The organism is Vicinamibacterales bacterium, from assembly GCA_036012125.1.
In the GTDB taxonomy this organism is placed as follows: Bacteria; Acidobacteriota; Vicinamibacteria; order Vicinamibacterales; family UBA823; genus UBA11600.
Window position 1 is genome coordinate 82,953 of the sequence record DASCOS010000002.1, and the last position, 17,226, is coordinate 100,178.

The window sequence follows — 17,226 nt, forward strand, 5'->3', positions numbered from 1 at the left end:
CCTGTGCCGAAGCAGCCACCTTGGCAATTGACGGCAGAGGAGATCGCTAGTGTTGTCGGGGGGACGTTGGTTTCGGGTGAGCAAGATGAGCGGTTTGGGCCAGTCTCAATCGACACACGCACCCTAGCCGCTGGTGATTTGTTTTTTGCGATTCGTGGCGACCGGTTCGATGGTCATGACTTTGTGTCAGGTGCGCTCGATTGCGGAGCTCGAGGTGTGGTGGTGAGTGATCGCAGAGCGGTACCGACTTCGGTGACAGCGGTCGTCATCATCGTACAGGACACTGTCGGAGCGTTGCAGGCCTTGGCTCAGCATGTCCGGAGTGGGTCTGGGGCGCGTGTCATCGCGATCACCGGTAGCACAGGTAAGACATCAACTAAAGAGATCGTTGCAGTGATGCTTCAGACCCGTTATCGAGTTGTTCGAAATCAGGGTAACCGGAATAACCATATTGGGCTTCCGCTATCACTTTTGGCCTTACTGGCACGGCCGGAACTCGCCGTCGTGGAACTTGGCATGAACCACGTTGGCGAGATCGCACGTCTAGTAGCCATCGCAAAACCTGACGTTCGTGTATGGACTAATGTTGGGGACGCACATGTGGGGTTACTCGGCTCAGTCGAGAGGGTTGCCGACGCTAAGGCCGAGATCATGGAAGGGGCAACCCCCGACAGTTTATTGATTGCGAATGCCGACGACGCGTATGTGATGTCGCGCGCTCACCAGTTTCCTGGACAGGTCGTCACGTTTGGAATTCACGCACCAGCTGATGTCAAGGCGGGCGATGTACGCGATCGGGGCCTTAGTGGTATTGAGGCCACCATCACCACCAGCGAAGCATCGTTGCCGCTACGGGTGCCGCTCCTTGGACTCGGACAATTTGCGAATGTGCTAGCAGCGGTCACTGTCGCGTTACAGTTCCAGATTCCACTCCATACGATCGCGGCTGAGGCGAGCGCACTGAAACCGTTTGTGCATCGGGGCGAGGTGTTCAGGCTGCGGAACGACATTGTTGTTGTCGATGACTCCTACAATTCGAGTCCATCGGCTCTCACGGTTGCGCTGGAAATCTTGAACACTGAAAAGGCCGACGGGCGACGGGTGGCTGTGCTCGGCGAAATGCGTGAGTTGGGTTCGCGCGGTCGGGAACTCCACCGGCACAGCGGCCTCATGGCTGCCAAATGCGGACTTGATCTATTGGTGTCAGTGGGTGGCCCGGATGCGATCGCTTTAGCGGACGGTGCGGTCGATGGGGGCCTCAACCCGGAACAGGTTCACCACGTCACCACTAGTGATGAGGCCGGCCCGTTGACTGCGTCATTACTGCAGACGAGCGATCTCGTAGTCGTCAAAGGGTCCCGTGGCGTGCAGACCGACTTGGTCGTCGAGTATTTGAAATCGGAGCTGGCGTGATGCTGTATCACCTACTGTACCCGTTCCATACTGAGTTATCGGTGCTCAACGTGACGCGTTACATCACGTTTCGGACCGCCATTGCGAGTCTCACCGCGTTGGCGATCAGTCTTCTATTGGGCCCATGGATGATCCGAAAACTCCGCGAGGCGCAGATCGGCCAAGTCATCCGAGTGGAAGGGCCGGCAGCACACCAGCCAAAGGCTGGTACGCCAACGATGGGTGGATTGTTAATCCTTACTGCAGCACTCACGCCGACATTACTGTGGGCCGACCTCACGAACCCGTATATCTGGATTGCCGTCTTATCGACGATTGCATTCGGTGCGGTTGGGTTTGTTGATGACTACCTCAAGATCAGCAGACAGTCGCATCATGGACTACGCCCCCGCTACAAGTTCGTGGCCCAGATTGCCATCGCCGTGGGGGTGGGCATGGCTCTACTGGCTTTAACCGACGAGGGTGTTTACAACACGAACCTGATCTTTCCGTTCTTTAAGGACTTCGTTCCTGACCTCGGCTGGTTATATGTGCCGTTCGTTGTCCTGGTCCTTGTTGGCTCATCTAATGCTGTCAACCTTACTGATGGTCTAGACGGTTTAGCGATCGGTACCTTTACGGTGGCGGCAGCTGCGTTCACTGGGTTGGCCTATGTCACTGGCCATCGCGTGCTTGCGGAATATCTTCTGCTTGTTGGATTTCCGCCAACTGCTGAATTGACGATCTTTTGCGGTTCACTGGTCGGGGCGAGCCTCGGATTCCTCTGGTACAACTCTTATCCAGCCGACATATTCATGGGTGATGTCGGCTCCTTAGCACTTGGTGGTGCGCTCGGTACCGTTGCCGTGTTGATCAAGCAAGAGCTTCTCCTACCTCTGGTCGGTGGGATTTTTGTCCTCGAAGCGACTTCAGTGATTATCCAGGTGGCCGTGTTTCGTATGACCGGACGTCGAGTCTTTAAGATGGCGCCGCTCCATCATCACTTTGAACTCAGTGGATGGAGTGAACCGAAGATCATCGGACGGTCTCTCATCGTAGCGGTGATATTTGCGCTGTTTACCCTAACGACCCTGAAGCTTCGTTAGGCGAGATACACATGGTTGAAAAGGTGCAGTCAGAAGCCAACACGGAGTTCACGGTTGAGGGGCGCCGAGTGATCGTTGTCGGCGCCGCACGTAGCGGATTAGCGGCGGCTGAGCTCCTCGCTGCGCGAGGCGCTGACGTTGTGGTAACGGACATATGCACCGCGGTGAACCAGGACCTTGGCCGGTGGTCGAAACGGGTGACATTTGAACTCGGCGAGCATCGGAACCAAACGTTCCTCGGTGCCGACCTTGTGGTTCTGAGCCCAGGGGTGTCACCTGAGCAGTCAGCGGTTCGGACAGCACGTGAATCTGGTATTCCGGTTATTGGTGAGCTGGAGTTGGCGTCTCGATGGCTGAGTGGACGAGTCGTGGCGGTGACTGGGACCAAGGGTAAATCGACTACGAGCTTGCTTGCAGGCCGGCTTCTCGACGCCGCAGGATTCTCAACTCTGGTCGGTGGAAACGTCGGCCCGGCGCTAAGTGCCCAAGTTGCACAGTCGACACCTGACGTGATTCACGTTGTGGAGACTAGCAGTTTTCAATTGGAACTGACGGAGCAGTTTCATCCTTGGATTGCTGTCGTTCTCAATGTCTCTCCCGATCACTTGGATCGCCACGGGACGTTAGAGCGATACACCGCCGCTAAAGCGAAGATCCTGGCCAATCAAGGAGACACGGACTGGCTCGTGGTTAATGCCGATGATCCGCAGGTGCTCGCAATGGTTGACGGGAGTGATGCCCGGCGTTTGCCGTTCGCCTTGGACACATCGATTCCTGACGGTATCACGCTGGTCGATGACGTTATTGCGCGCCGGATGCCATCAGGGTCCGTGCCCCTAGTACCCCGCTCCGCAGTCCAGCTCATCGGCCGGCATCTTTTACAGGATGTCCTCGCGGCCGTCGCCATAGGAGTCATCGTCGGCGCGACACCTGAAGCGATGACACGTGCGGTGGCGGCATTCGAAGGTCTTGAGCACACGCTGGAGCCAGTGCGCCGGATCGGGGGTGTCCAGTTTATTAATGATTCAAAAGCGACAAATCTCACCGCCGCGCGACACGCTATTGAAAGCCTCGGTCCAGGCTTGGTGCCCATAGTCGGTGGGCGGTTTAAGGGTGGTGACTGGCGGGTTTTGCAGGACGGGTTGGTTCAGCGAGCGAAGGCGCTGGTGGCCATCGGTGAGGCGAGGCCGCAGATCGTGGAGGTGCTCGGCGGCAGCGTGCCAGTGCACGAAGCTGATTCTCTTGCTGAGGCGGTGAGGATGGGGTTCACGCTGGCAGCACCGCGTGGCACGGTGCTGTTGGCCCCAGCGTGTGCCAGTTTTGACATGTTCCGGGACTACGCGGAACGGGGCCGGTGTTTTAAGGAAGAAGTAGAGCGTTTAGCGGGAAGCGTGACGGAAATCGGTGAGCAGTGAGTAGTCATCAGTTGGCTTGCGGCGGTGGAGAACTGGCTGCTGGGAACGTAGGCTGCCCCGGTCTACGAGGCCGGTGTCTCGGTCCCCAAGTCTAGCTGATGACTACTCACTGCTCACGGACGGCCGCCACCCATGTTTCGGGCTGACCCGGCTAAACCTTTAGGGTTCGAACGGGCGAGCAGGAAACTGTAACTATGGCGCTAAAGCTAAAGTCAGACAAGGTGCTTTTTCTGGCTGCTTTTCTCTTGGTTTGCGTGAGTGTCGTGATGGTCTATGTCGCATCATCTGCGCATGCCGCTGAGCAGTACCAGAACGCGGAGTATTACCTTTGGAAACAGTTGAGCGTAGCGATCGTTGGACTCTTTGCCCTCTGGATTCTGATGCACATGGACTACCGGAATTATCGCCAGCCGGTCATTATTTGGACTGCGTTAGTCGGCATTATCGTGCTCTTGGTGGCCGTGTTGTTCTCGAAGGAGGTTGGCGGAGCACGAAGATGGCTTTGGTTGCCTGGGATCGGCGTCCAACCCTCAGAGTTTGCGAAGCTGGTAGTGATTCTATTCTCGGCTGCGATTCTCGAACGTCGGATGAATCGTATTAATGACATCGGCTACGCGCTCGCACCGATAGCGATCGTTCTAGCGACCGTAAGCATACTAATACTGCTGGAACCTGACCTCGGAACGGCGGTATCCATTATCGCGATTGTTGGGGTCATGATCTTCACCGCTGGCCTCAGTTTTCGGTATCTACTTGGAGGTGGGCTCGTCATCCTTCCACTGTTCGTTGCTGTCGTTGCCTATTCACCGGAGCGAGTGACTCGCTGGATGACATTTACGGATCCGTGGCATGACCCGTTGGGTGATGGGTGGCAGGTGATCCAGTCTCTGATTGCCGTTGGGACCGGCGGTATCTGGGGTGTAGGGAGGGGTGCTGGCGTGCAGCAGTTAGGTTTTCTGCCGGAGCCCCACACGGACTTCATCTATGCGGTCATTGCGGAAGAGACCGGCCTAATTGGAGCGACAGCAGTGCTGCTTTGCTTTTGTGTTGTTGTCTGGCGAGGAGCCCGGATCGCACTCCGCGCCCCTGATCGATTCGGTGCATTTATAGCGATAGGCCTCACTACGATGTTGACGCTTCAGGCCTTCATGAACATCAGTGTGGTGCTTAGTCTGCTACCCACCACGGGAATCCCACTGCCGTTTGTGAGCTCGGGTGGTTCGTCACTCCTCTGTAGTCTGGTGGGGATGGGTGTCCTACTCAACGTGTCACAGCACGCGTCGGCGGAGGGGTGAGGATGGATGGGTCAGACGGGCCAGTGGGACGCGAGGATGTCCAAGATGGTCGACCTCAGTGTGGTGATTGCAGGTGGAGGGACTGGAGGCCACGTATTTCCTGGCATTGCAGTCGGCAGGGAACTGCTGCGCCAGCGTCCGGAAGCATCGGTGATATTCGTAGGCACTTCACGGGGATTAGAGGCGAAGGCAGTGCCCCGGGCGGGATTCAAGGTCGAGTTTATCCGCAGTTCGGGTTTGAAGGGCAGAACTTGGCTGGAGACGGCATATGCCGCGATGCTACTTCCCCTGAGCGCTTGGGATGCGTGGCGCGTAGTCTCCCGTTGCAAGCCAGACCTTGTGGTAGGCGTTGGAGGATACAGTTCGGGCCCACTCGTGTTGGTGGCCGCACTGCGAGGTGTTCCGACCATGCTATTGGAGCAAAATGCTGTGCCAGGGTTGACGAATCGTCTACTGGCACCGTTCGTACGGTCTGCAGCCGTTTCGTTCGAGAGCACGCTAATATTTTTCGGTCGCAAAGGCTTCGTGAGTGGCAACCCCGTGCGTCCGGAGTTCTTGGACCCGATGGTCCAGAGCGACACGCCGTCCGACAGCTGTCGACTACTCGTCGTGGGTGGGTCTCAGGGCGCACAAAAGATCAACGAGGCGATGATGAGCGCTGCACCGGCGCTCGCGGCAATTCGCCCACGGCTGATTATTACCCACCAAGCTGGGCCTCGAGATGTCGACCCTGTGCAAGAAGCCTACGACACAGCTGGAATCGAGGCACGGGTGGCGTCTTTTCTCGAACCTATCGCTCCGGAGATGCACGCCTCGGAGATTGTCCTCTGTCGTGCGGGTGCGACAACGCTCGCGGAACTCGCGGCAGTAGGTCGCGCGAGCATCTTGGTGCCTCTTGCCACAGCTACCGACGATCACCAGCGCCGGAACGCGGAAGTGATCGCAGACGCTGGCGGTGCCGAAGTGTTACTGCAGGACGATTTACGAACGACGGTAGCTCAGCGGGTTGGCGCACTCGTTGCCGACCCGTCGCGCCGAACCCTGATGGCCAAGGCCATGCAAGGGTTTGCGCGCCCAGACGCTGCACGCGTCATTATCGAACGTGCCCTTCGGTTGGTGGTGTCGTGAGTGCCAGGATGAGACGCGCTGGCACCAGTGAGCATCTTCGAAGGTGTGGTGGCGGATTAGAGAGCCTGGACTAAGCAGATGTTGGGGTGTACGAGACGAATCCATTTTGTCGGCATTGGCGGTTCCGGTATGTGTGGCATCGCCGAGCTCTTGGCGAATTTCGGTTACGTCGTGAGCGGGTCGGATTTAAAGCGCTCAGTAGTTACTGATCAACTCGTCACCCTGGGTGTTGCTGTGCACATTGGTCACGACCCACAACTGGTATCCGAGGCCGATGTAGTGGTTGTCTCCTCGGCCGTCACTGACGACAACATCGAGGTTGCCGAGGCACGTCGTCGAAACATTTTGGTTATTCCGCGCGCAGAGATGCTAGCTGAACTGATGCGGCTACGCTCCGGTATTGCCGTGGCCGGGTCACACGGGAAAACCTCGACGACCTCAATGATTGCGTTGGCACTGGAAGGTGGCGAACTTGATCCAACGGTGGTAATAGGCGGCCGACTGAATGCGTTTGGCAGCAATGCACGGCGGGGGCAAGGCAAGTATATGGTGGCGGAAGCCGACGAAAGTGATCGTTCGTTTCTCCGTTTGACGCCGGAGATAGCTGTGATCACAAACGTCGATCACGAGCATCTTGAGCATTACGGTACATTCGAGAAGCTATGTGATGCGTTCGTCGAGTTTGGTAACGCTGTTCCGTTTAACGGTTCTGTTGTTGGATGCGCTGACGACGAGGGCCTGCGCCCTTTGCTGTGCCAAATGACAAGGCGGGTGCTGAGATACGGCCTAGACGAAAAACAGCCTGTTGATGTTCTCGGTAGTGAGGTGCAATTGCGACCCTTTGGGGTTTCCTGTGAGGTGCGTGTGCGCAAGACCGGCAAGAAACTGATGGAGTTATTGGGTCCCTTGCATCTACAGGTTCCGGGTCAGCACAACCTCGAGAATGCATTAGCCGCGGTTTGCGTTGGTTTGGAAGCCGGCGTGAGCTTTGGACGCATCGCAGACGCTTTGGCAGATTTTCGAGGCGTAGAGCGCCGATTTCAATTTCGAGGGGAAATCGGTGGGGTCATGGTCGTGGATGACTATGGTCATCACCCGACAGAGATTCAAGCGGTGCTAACGGCGATACGGGCTAGCCTTGATCGTCGCGTGCTGGTGGCCTTCCAACCCCATCGTTACACCCGGACTCATCAGTTAATCGAGGAGTTCGGAAGGGTTCTAGCGACAGCAGATGAAGTCGTGCTGACGGAAGTCTATGGAGCGGGTGAGGCTCCGATACCTGGCGCGACTGCTGCAGCAATTGCGGAGGCCGTCCAGCGGGCTGGCCAGCCCGCGGTGCATTTAGTCGACTCGGTGGACGATGTGACCGAGGCAGTCATGCAGCTCGTACGACCAGGGGATCTCGTTATCACTCTCGGTGCGGGGTCCATCGGTGATGTTGCTGATCAAATTGTTCAACAACTGCAATCTGGTCACTTTACTCGAGAAGATAGTGAAACGGGTGGTCGCCAGTACTTTGAGGTGAGGAACTAGATGGGGGTTCGAGCTCCTGCGGACAAGCGTTTCCATCGCTCGCACATCAAACCGTCACGACGACGGTCGATATGGCAGCAGGTGCGCAGACTCGGCCGAACCGTCGTACTGCTCGTCCTCGTGGGCTACGCGCTTCACCGTGCAACAGACTTGGTGCTCAACGCATCTATGTTGGCTATTAACAGGATTGAGGTCGAGGGCCTTTCGCGATTCTCGGAGGGAGAATTCAACGCCCTGGTGAGCCTTTTGCACGGACAGAACATCCTGACAATCGACCTCGATGGGTGGCGCAATAGGTTGACGGCGTCACCGTGGGTAAAAGATGTAGAGTTTCGTCGGGTGATGCCGTCGACGATCCAGATTGTTGTGTCAGAAAAGATGCCAGTCGGGGTCGGTCGATTCGGTGAGCGTCTTTATCTAATCGATGAACAGGGTGTTGTGATTGATGAGCACGGACCACAATATGGTGATTTCGATCTCCCGATTGTCGACAACCTTTTCGTGCACCTCGATCACGGGCGGCCCGTGATCGATTCGGACCGCAAGAAAATGCACGGCCGGTTCATTGAAGACTTCGAACGTCGGCCAGAGCTCTTGCGTCGAGTCTCGCAGATCGATGTTGCTGACCCTGACAATGTTGTCGTGCTGCTTGATGGTGACAGGGTGCATTTGCATCTTGGCAACGTCCGATTCGCAGACCGGATACACAAGTATCTGGAAATGATAGATGTGATACGGAAACACGTGTCTGAGATCGATTACGTGGATTTGCGGTATGGAAATCGGGTCTACGTCGGTCCTGCGGCATCAGAGTCTTTGAGTCCGATTGTTCCATGACGCACGCAAACGATAGTACGGAGGATATGTGGCTCGCAAAGATCGATATCTCGTAGGCCTGGACGTCGGCACGTCGAAGATTACCGCTATCGTCGGTGAGATCATGGACGACGGCGAACTCGACATCATCGGCATCGGTGTAGTGGAGGCGCACGGTATAAAGCGCGGTGTTGTCGTGAATCTGGAAGCCGCCGTGGGGTCGGTGAAGCAGGCGATCGACGCTGCTGAACTCACAGCTGGTGTGGAAATAGATTCAGTGCATCTCGGGCTTTCGGGTGCTCATGTCAAGGGTTTCAATAGTCGCGGCGTGGTTGCGGTTTCTGGAAAAAATAGAGAAATTTCTGGCGAGGATGTTCGTCGGGCGATTGATGCAGCTAAGGCTGTATCCCTGCCAAGCGGGCGAGAGATTCTCCATGTTCTTCCACAAGATTTCGTGGTGGATGACCAGGACGAGATTAGTTCACCCATTGGCATGACCGGCGCTCGACTCGAAGTGAACGTTCACATTATTACTGGTAGCGCGGCATCGACCCAGAATATCGTCGGATGCGTCAATCGCGCTGGGGTTGCAGTGCTGGATACCGTGCTTGAGCAGCTCGCTGCGAGCGAAGCGGTCTTGACGAACGACGAAAAACAATTAGGTGTTGTACTTGTCGACATCGGCGGAGGAACGACTGACTTCGCTGTCTTTGAGCGAGGAAGCCTCTGGCATACTGGCGTAGTCGCGATCGGAGGCGGGCATTTTACGCAAGATATCGCCGTTGGCTTACGGACACCAATTCCTGAGGCCGAGAAGATCAAACGCCGTTGCGGCTGTGCCTTATCTGCTCTGGTCGAAGAAGATCAGACAATCGACGTTGTTAGCCACGGCGGGCGACCACCTCGTGTTATGGCGAGGCGGCTCTTGTCTGACATCCTGCAGCCGCGTGCTGAGGAGGTCTTTCATCTTCTTTGGGACGAGATCCGGCGCGCGGGATACGAAAACGCCTTGAATGCAGGCATCGTTCTGACTGGTGGTGCGTCTGTACTTGAGGGAACAGCCGAGACTGCAGAACAAATCTTCGATCTTCCAATTAGGGTCGGGTCTCCAAGCGAAATCGGCGGACTAGCCGATCACGCACATAGCCCACAGTTTGCAACAGCGGTGGGACTCGTGATGTATGCTCACCGCAACTATTTTCCTCAACCATCGGGATTGGTTGGAGCAGGCGCGTTGAGTCGCGTCGCGGGTCGCTTACGAGGTTTGTTCCGGGAATTCTTTTAGATTGGGACTTGTTCTGGCGGTTTGCCCGCCCCTAGGTGGAGATTGAACTTGACACTCCTTTTTTCTTATCAATAATCTATATCTTGTATGAGGGAAGCTCGCTAGGCCTACCTGTTGTGAGCTTGTTAGCTGTTAATCATCGTAGATGAACTCCTAAAGATGACGGATGCGCGCCCAAACCGGACTAATGCCAACAGGGTTGCCCCTGGTAGCTCCTTGCGATTAACGCTTGACGATGAGAGTCGGGCGGGTGCTCGCATCAGGGTGATAGGTGTCGGAGGGGGTGGTGGTAACGCCGTTAACAGGATGGTGAAGTCTGGTCTGCAAGGAGTCGACTTCATTGTTGCTAACACAGACATCCAGGCTCTTCAAGCTAACGGCGCGCCGAGCAAGATTCAATTAGGGGTGAAACTCACCAAGGGACTCGGTGCGGGCGCCGACCCGAACCTCGGGCGAGAGGCGGCACTAGAGAATACAAACGAACTCATTGACGCTCTTGATGGTGCTGACATGGTGTTCGTGACAACGGGTCTTGGGGGTGGTACGGGCACGGGAGCGGCACCGGTGATCGCCAATTTGGCCAGTGAGCTTGGATGCCTGACGGTTGCTGTGGTTACTAAGCCTTTTCAATTTGAGGGTAAGCAGCGCGCTACGCGTGCCGATGAAGGACTCGACAAACTTCGCGACAGCGTAGATTCGGTAATCAGCATTCCGAATGAGCGTCTCTTATTGACGAAGAGCATGACCTTTCGTAAGGCGTTTGAAAAGGTTGATGACGTGCTTCTCCAAGCTGTTCAGGGTATTTCTGACCTAATTTTGGTACCCGGCTTGATCAACCTCGACTTCGCTGACGTGAGAACTATCATGTCTCGGACTGGCATGGCCATCATGGGCACTGGAGTTGGCAAAGGTGCGAGCCGAGCGAACGCCGCAGCAAATCGGGCAATTTCCAGTCCTCTTTTGGAAGATGCGGCTGTTGAGGGAGCGCGCGGTGTCATCATTAACGTCACTGGAGGCAACGACCTATCCATTGGTGAAGTCAATGAAGCATCGTCGATTATCCATCAAGCTGCGCACGACGACGCCAATATTATTTTCGGCGCAGTCGTCGATCCGCGGATGCAAAGCCAAGTTAAAATCACCGTGATAGCGACGGGATTTGACAAGCATGCGAGCACGGCGGAGGAACCGGCTTCGACACCAGTCGACCTTCAGGATTACTCGTCGTTGAAGCAGGGAGGCCATGAGCCGGCTGCCGAGGCGCCGAGACTATCACTGGCCAGGTCAGTGGAGTCTGAGCTATCGCGTGAGCCCAAACCGACCCCCGTCATAACCCAGTCCAGTCCGGATGATCATTCGGAACAAGTGGCCGGTGACCTTTTATTGGCAGGGCATGGTGATTCCCAAGCCGCTCTTGGCACCCAAATGAATATTGCTAAGCGGTTAGAAAAACTTATTAATCAACCTACAGAATCCACGACAGCGAATGGTGAATTGAAGGATGCTGACCTGAGTGACCCTGACGCAGTGGAGTTCGACACGCCAGCCTTCTTGCGCCGATAGTCGTGAGGTAAGCTGCCTTTCCATCGTCCTATCGTGAATCAGCCTGCGTGGTAGAGTAGGGGCGGAGCGGCCTAGTTCTTCCCACAGTGTGCTTGCGCAGCCACCGTTGTCCGTGCTGCACGCCGTTTCTGAATTCAAACTCGTTATGTCCTTTTGGCAGCAGCGTCAGGCGGCCCAGCAATTGCTCAGCCTTGAGCGGGGGCGCGGTCGTCGATCCGTTGGAGACCGGCTTCGTGTTGTGCTCGCGTTTCCTAATACCTACTACGTGGGTATGTCGAATCTCGGCGTGCAGACGGTGCATCATCTCTTTAATGTGGAAGATGGAGTTTCGTGTGAACGTGTCTTCTTACCACCGAAGCAGGAGCTCCGAGCACTGCTATCGTCTCGGACGCCGTTGCTAACACTTGATACCCAGACCCCGGTATCAGACTTTGATGTACTGGCGTTCACCGTATCGTTTGAGTGGGATTACGTGAATATCTTGACGATGATGCGTCTTGCGGGAATGCCGGTCTACGCAAGCGAGCGTAACGATCGGTACCCCCTAGTTGTTCTCGGCGGAGCCGTCACATTCTTGAACCCTGAGCCGCTTGCCCCATTCGTTGATGTCGTGACTGCCGGCGAAGGCGAGGCACTAATACCGTCTCTAGTCTCGGCTGTCAGCGCAACGGATCGGAGTTCGGCCTTGCGACGCTTAGCGACTCTGCCTGGTTTCTATGTACCTACCTTGTATCGGGTGAGTTACGACGATAGAGGGGTAGTTAAGCCTTACCAGGCCACGGAGCCGACCGTCCCACCGTTCGTTTCAAAGGCTGCTGTGAGGACTATTGACGAGATCGAACCGCCATGCACCAGAGTCTTCACGCCTCAGACGGCGTTCGGTTCGCGCTTCTTGATTGAGGTGGTCCGTGGCTGTGCGAAACTCTGCCGCTTCTGTTGGGCCGGCTATAACTACCTGCCTGTACGTGCATTTTCCACTGATCGGATACTCTCATTGGCCGAGTCAGCCAAGCCCTACGCCAACCGGGTTGGTTTGGTATCGATTGCTTTATGCGATCATCCGGATATTGAAGAAATCCTCGAACGCTTACTTGCGCTTGACTACACAGTAAGCCCGGCGTCGTTGCGACTAGATGATCTCACCCCACAGATCGTACAACTGCTCCGTCAAAGTGGAGAGCGCACGGTTACGATTGCTCCGGAGACAGGGTCTGATCGATTACGGCGCGTCATAAACAAGGTCATGACTAACGCTCAAATTCTCGACAAGGCTGATCTAATCTTTTCCAGTGGTATTGAAAACCTGAAGCTTTACTTCATGCTCGGTCTGCCTACGGAAACGGACGAAGATCTCGTGGCCATTCGTGATCTTGTTGTCCAGCTTCGCGACCGGATGCTCAAGTACGCTCGTCGTCGTGGCCGCCCTGGACGAATAGTCGGCAGTGTGAATCCACTTGTGCCAAAACCCGGCACGAGTTATCAGTGGCTTCCAATGACGTCACCGGCGATAGTGGCATCTCGGACAAAGCGTCTCAAGGGTCTTTTGTCTGGCCTCGACCATGTCTATCTGTCTATCAAGTCTGAACGGCAGTCGTTTTATCAGGCGCTGCTGTCACTTGGCGATCGCCGGGTTGCTCCTGTCATCGACGCCGCCTCACAGAACGGGGGAGATTGGCGCCGAGCTGCTGAAACGGCAGATGTAGACCCTAAATTTTGGGTTTTGCGAGACCGAAGTCAGGACGAGGTGCTTCCTTGGGACATTATCGATGGTGGTATCAAGGCGGAATTTTTTCGTTCTGAGTTCTTGAGGAGTATGAGAGCAGAGCCAACCGTGCCCTCTAATCGAGGCGTCTCGCCTACTGTACTGGGCGCCTTGGCCAGTCATCAGACTTCCTAGGTGAAGGCCACAGGAATTACCGACTACGCAGTTTCCCCTTAGTTGACGTCGTCCACCGCTTGTCTTTTCGAGAATTCTTCAAACCGAAGGTCATTGCCTATGTCTTCCAAGTGACCGTGACGGTCATGTCACCTCAAGATAATTGTAATTTGTACGCCAACGACACGGTGGCGACCTTATGCTTCTAGGAACTGACCAGTAACACGTGAGCGAGTGCCATGGCATCCGAGTGTGTGATTGTCAGGAGGGAGGACTCTGCACCGAGTTGAGCAAATCGTCGCGCTGCACCTCCATGGAATTCCAGTTGCGGAGGTCCGCTACTCCGTACGACCTCAATGTCTCGCCATAGGACCTTCTGTGAGCGACCAGTGCCGAGGGCCTTCATGGCGGCCTCCTTAGCGGCGAATCTACCTGCCAAATGAGGCACAGGATTCCGGCGGTGTTGACAGTAAGCAACTTCACCAGGAGTAAACACCCTTGCCAAGAATCTCTCCCCGTATCGTTTCCAGAGCCGTTCGATACGGGAAAGCTCAGTCGCGTCGATTCCAGACCCTATGATCACCATGGGAAAAACAAACTTTTCAGTCAGATTGCCGGGTCGGTGCTATTAGCCGCTTGGCTTTCATCCATTGCCTGATTTGCTAATCGGTCGGCATCGGTATTTGAGGTTCTGGGTACGTGCTCAAAGTCGACTCGCTCAAGTTTTTCTAACAGTGTTTGTGCTTCCCGATGCAGAGGCTGCAAATTCGGATGGCGTACACGGTATCTGCCAGTCATCTGTCGAATCAAAAGCTGAGAATCGGATCTGATCAGAATGTGGCAGTGACCAGCGCCGACAAAGTAGGTCAAAGCGGCGATCAGGCCACGATATTCTGCAACGTTGTTAGTCGCGACTCCAAGTGATCCCTTAAGTTCGGCGCAGACCGTTCCGTCAGGATTTTCAATCCGAACTCCGAATCCAGCCGGACCAGGATTTCCCCTTGAACCGCCGTCGATATAGGCAACGAACATCGTAAAGAACCGTTGCAGCTACTCAGTCCGAGCTCAGGCCCAATTCTCGGGCAACGACTTGTTTACCAACTGGAAGTAAAGAATCCGACCGCAGCTTTCGCACTGAATTACTCGGTCATTCAAACGGATGTCGTTGAAAACCTGTGGACGTAAACGAACATGGCAAGAACTGCACAAGTTATTCTCGGCTTCAACAACTGCAAGGCCATTTCGCTTCTCGGCGATTTGATCAAATAGCGCCAAGACTGCAGCATCGATCTCGCTAGCCAACGACTCACGGGCAATGAGCGCCTGTTTTGCTGTAGTCTCAGATGTTGCCCGCTCCTGTTCTATTGTCTGCCGCTCGGCCTCAATTTCCGCTTCGACAGTCGCCATTGAGCGCTCTGCCTCATTTACCGAGGCAGTCAAGGCGTCAGTTTCAAGCATCGACACCAGTAGGTCTTCTTCGAAGGCTTGCACGGCACTCTTGGCCGTGGTGATTTCTGTCTGTACGGCCCATAACTCTTCGTTCGTTTTCACGATCATTTCATGTTCTTGAAACTTAGCAAGACGGCTCTTGGCATCTGAGACCTCTTTCTCAAGATTGCGGCGAACTTCCCGATTATCGTCCAGCTGCTGTCTTGCGTCACTGAGGGCTGTTCTGAGCTTATTCAACTTAGTTTCAAAGGCCTCGAACTGTGCCGGAATCGCAGCGATACGCCGTCGAGCGTCGTCAACGATGTTATGCAAGCTCTGCAGACGGATCAGTCGTTCGAGATCTGGCAGCATCGATCGAAGTTACTGTGGTGTTGCCCACGCAGGCGATGGTTCAGCTTCTCCTGCGGTAGTTGGATTCGACCTTGGGGCGGTGGATATATCAACTTCTGTCCTTCACGCTCGTTGTGTGGCAGTTGATTACTGCGTCAGTTCTTGTCTTGTTAATGGTGGGCCCACCAGGATTCGAACCTGGGACTAACCGGTTATGAGCCGGTGGCTCTACCGCTGAGCTATGGGCCCCACATTGGCTACCAGCTGACGCCCTCTCAATTGCTAAGTAGACTTGGTTCATACGCTTCCCTCTAAAAACGCACGAAGTTTTCGACTGCGAGATGGATGTCGAAGCTTTCTGAGCGCCTTGGCTTCGATTTGTCGAATTCGTTCACGCGTAACCGCGAAGCACTGGCCAACTTCTTCTAGAGTGTGGTCCTTACCATCACCGACGCCGAACCGCATTTTAATAACGCGTTCTTCCCGTGGTGTGAGGGTCTGTAACACGGATTCCGTCTGTTCTTTTAGGTTCAGGTTAATCACAACATCAGACGGCGGGACGACATTTTGATCTTCGATGAAGTCACCGAGATGGCTGTCTTCCTCCTCACCGATCGGAGTCTCCAGAGAAATTGGCTCCTGTGCAATTTTCAAAACCTTCCGAACCTTAGACACCGCTATGTCCATTCGCTCAGCGATTTCCTCCGACGATGGTTCACGACCCAATTCCTGTACTAAGGCGCGAGACGTGCGAATCAGTTTATTGATCGTTTCGATCATATGTACCGGAATTCTGATCGTGCGTGCTTGGTCGGCAATAGCTCTCGTGATTGCCTGTCGGATCCACCATGTGGCATAGGTAGAGAACTTATAGCCGCGACGATACTCGAACTTGTCCACAGCCTTCATTAGCCCGATATTTCCCTCTTGGATTAAATCGAGAAATTGAAGACCCCGGTTCGTGTACTTCTTGGCGATTGAAACGACAAGGCGTAAGTTTGCTTCAACGAGTTCTTTCTTGGCTTGTTCGGCCTGAATTTCACCGCGCGTGATTGTGTGAAGAGTACGCACGAGTTGTTCGGATGTACTCTCAAGTTCAGCGGTAAGTTCACGCAGAGCGGCTCGAATTTCCCGTTGACGTCGCATTAGTTCTTTACGTACATCTTCTTTTAGGCGACCCCGCTTCTTCTTAAGTGCTATCTGGCGATTAACGCTGTCGAGCTCACGCTGAACCCGCTGAACAGTTTCGACCGATTCCTTAATCGGGTCGATCATCCGCCGCGTTACGGCTTCGGTAAACTCAATGCGTCTAATTTCCCGGGACAGTGCAATCTTAGCGCGAAGCGTCTTCCACTTGGCGCGTCGATATTTCTTACGATCACGCTTCAAAATTCCAGAGAGCTTCGTTTCCAGCTTCTGCACAGCAACCAACGCTTTCTGAATTGAGGCTATTTGCTTCAGTAACTTACGTGCACGTGCCTCACTTCGCTCCTCACTGAGTTCTTCGTCGCCTCCAAACACTACAAGGTCTCTGATGTTTACGGTCCGGCTTTTGAGCTGTTCGCCCATGAAGATGATGCCTTTAGCCACGGTTGAAGTTCGCGAGATGGATTTAATGGCTGCAAGCTTGCCTTGTTCGATCCGCTTTGCGATTTCCACCTCTCCCTCTCTGGTAAGGAGAGGAACTGTGCCCATCTCGCGCAGATACATGCGGACCGGATCATTTGTCTTGTCGAGTGTGCCGGGCGTTAGGTCGAGATTTGGCTCTTCGGCGCCTCCCGACCTTGGGTCACGCGTTTTGTCGTCACGGGACTTTTGCTCAGACTCAACCACCTCGATGCCAGCGTTTCCGAAGGTAGTAAATAAGTCATCGAGCTCATCGGACGACGTAATCTCTGCAGGTAGTAACTCGTTAACCTCGTCGTACGACAGGTAGCCCTTTTCCTTACCGATTGTGATGAGTTGCCGGACTTCGTCGTACCTTTCTTCTAAGGATAAGGCCAAAATTTCCCCCTTATAGCAATCGTGAACTTCCCGA

14 protein-coding genes and 1 tRNA gene are annotated in these 17,226 nt (G+C 54.9%); 10 read left to right on the plus strand and 5 right to left on the minus strand.

Annotated features, from left to right (window positions below):
• The first annotated feature begins 3 nt into the window (after positions 1-3).
• The 10 genes from murF to QGH09_00570 all read left to right on the plus strand — a co-directional run bounded on the left by murF (position 4) and on the right by QGH09_00570 (position 13,430).
• Positions 4-1,413, plus strand: coding sequence for a UDP-N-acetylmuramoyl-tripeptide--D-alanyl-D-alanine ligase (murF, locus tag QGH09_00525; protein HJO16673.1), 1,410 nt, complete (start codon positions 4-6; stop codon positions 1,411-1,413).
• The gene (gene mraY / locus QGH09_00530; GenBank protein HJO16674.1) at positions 1,413-2,498 is read left to right on the plus strand and encodes a phospho-N-acetylmuramoyl-pentapeptide-transferase; all 1,086 of its coding nucleotides are present in this window, start codon (positions 1,413-1,415) and stop codon (positions 2,496-2,498) included. The genes murF and mraY overlap by 1 nt, the downstream gene beginning before the upstream one ends.
• 11 nt (positions 2,499-2,509) lie before the next feature.
• On the plus strand, positions 2,510-3,913 hold the full coding sequence (gene murD / locus QGH09_00535; protein HJO16675.1) for a UDP-N-acetylmuramoyl-L-alanine--D-glutamate ligase: 1,404 nt from the start codon (positions 2,510-2,512) through the stop codon (positions 3,911-3,913).
• A 194-nt stretch (positions 3,914-4,107) separates the two neighbouring features.
• Positions 4,108-5,208, plus strand: coding sequence for a putative lipid II flippase FtsW (ftsW, locus tag QGH09_00540; protein HJO16676.1), 1,101 nt, complete (start codon positions 4,108-4,110; stop codon positions 5,206-5,208).
• Between the two features lie 45 nt (positions 5,209-5,253).
• Positions 5,254-6,336: an undecaprenyldiphospho-muramoylpentapeptide beta-N-acetylglucosaminyltransferase gene (gene murG / locus QGH09_00545; GenBank protein HJO16677.1), complete on the plus strand. Its 1,083-nt coding sequence runs from the start codon at positions 5,254-5,256 to the stop codon at positions 6,334-6,336.
• A gap of 78 nt (positions 6,337-6,414) precedes the next feature.
• The gene (murC, locus tag QGH09_00550) at positions 6,415-7,869 is read left to right on the plus strand and encodes a UDP-N-acetylmuramate--L-alanine ligase (protein ID HJO16678.1); all 1,455 of its coding nucleotides are present in this window, start codon (positions 6,415-6,417) and stop codon (positions 7,867-7,869) included.
• Positions 7,870-8,706 (plus strand): FtsQ-type POTRA domain-containing protein, encoded by an 837-nt coding sequence (locus QGH09_00555; protein ID HJO16679.1) that lies wholly within the window; start codon positions 7,870-7,872, stop codon positions 8,704-8,706.
• 28 nt (positions 8,707-8,734) lie between these two features.
• Entirely contained in the window at positions 8,735-9,970 is a 1,236-nt protein-coding gene (ftsA, locus tag QGH09_00560) for a cell division protein FtsA (GenBank protein ID HJO16680.1), read from the plus strand.
• 159 nt (positions 9,971-10,129) lie between these two features.
• Positions 10,130-11,533 carry a cell division protein FtsZ gene (ftsZ, locus tag QGH09_00565; GenBank protein ID HJO16681.1) on the plus strand — a complete coding sequence of 468 codons (1,404 nt, stop codon included), beginning with the start codon at positions 10,130-10,132 and terminating at the stop codon, positions 11,531-11,533.
• A gap of 145 nt (positions 11,534-11,678) precedes the next feature.
• Positions 11,679-13,430 (plus strand): radical SAM protein, encoded by a 1,752-nt coding sequence (locus QGH09_00570; GenBank protein ID HJO16682.1) that lies wholly within the window; start codon positions 11,679-11,681, stop codon positions 13,428-13,430.
• Positions 13,431-13,614: 184 nt separating this feature from the next.
• Here QGH09_00570 and acpS read toward each other — a convergent pair whose 3' ends face one another.
• The 5 genes from acpS to rpoD form a co-directional block, all read right to left on the minus strand.
• The gene (gene acpS, locus QGH09_00575; GenBank protein ID HJO16683.1) at positions 13,615-13,995 is read right to left on the minus strand and encodes a holo-ACP synthase; all 381 of its coding nucleotides are present in this window, start codon (positions 13,993-13,995) and stop codon (positions 13,615-13,617) included.
• A gap of 20 nt (positions 13,996-14,015) precedes the next feature.
• On the minus strand, positions 14,016-14,441 hold the full coding sequence (locus QGH09_00580) for a ribonuclease HI family protein (GenBank protein ID HJO16684.1): 426 nt from the start codon (positions 14,439-14,441) through the stop codon (positions 14,016-14,018).
• 33 nt (positions 14,442-14,474) lie between these two features.
• Positions 14,475-15,209, minus strand: a complete 735-nt coding sequence (locus tag QGH09_00585) for a C4-type zinc ribbon domain-containing protein (GenBank protein HJO16685.1) — start codon at positions 15,207-15,209, stop codon at positions 14,475-14,477.
• Between the two features lie 153 nt (positions 15,210-15,362).
• Positions 15,363-15,437: transfer RNA gene (locus tag QGH09_00590), tRNA-Ile, on the minus strand.
• 48 nt (positions 15,438-15,485) lie between these two features.
• Positions 15,486-17,192 carry an RNA polymerase sigma factor RpoD gene (gene rpoD, locus QGH09_00595; GenBank protein HJO16686.1) on the minus strand — a complete coding sequence of 569 codons (1,707 nt, stop codon included), beginning with the start codon at positions 17,190-17,192 and terminating at the stop codon, positions 15,486-15,488.
• Between the last annotated feature and the right edge of the window lie 34 nt (positions 17,193-17,226).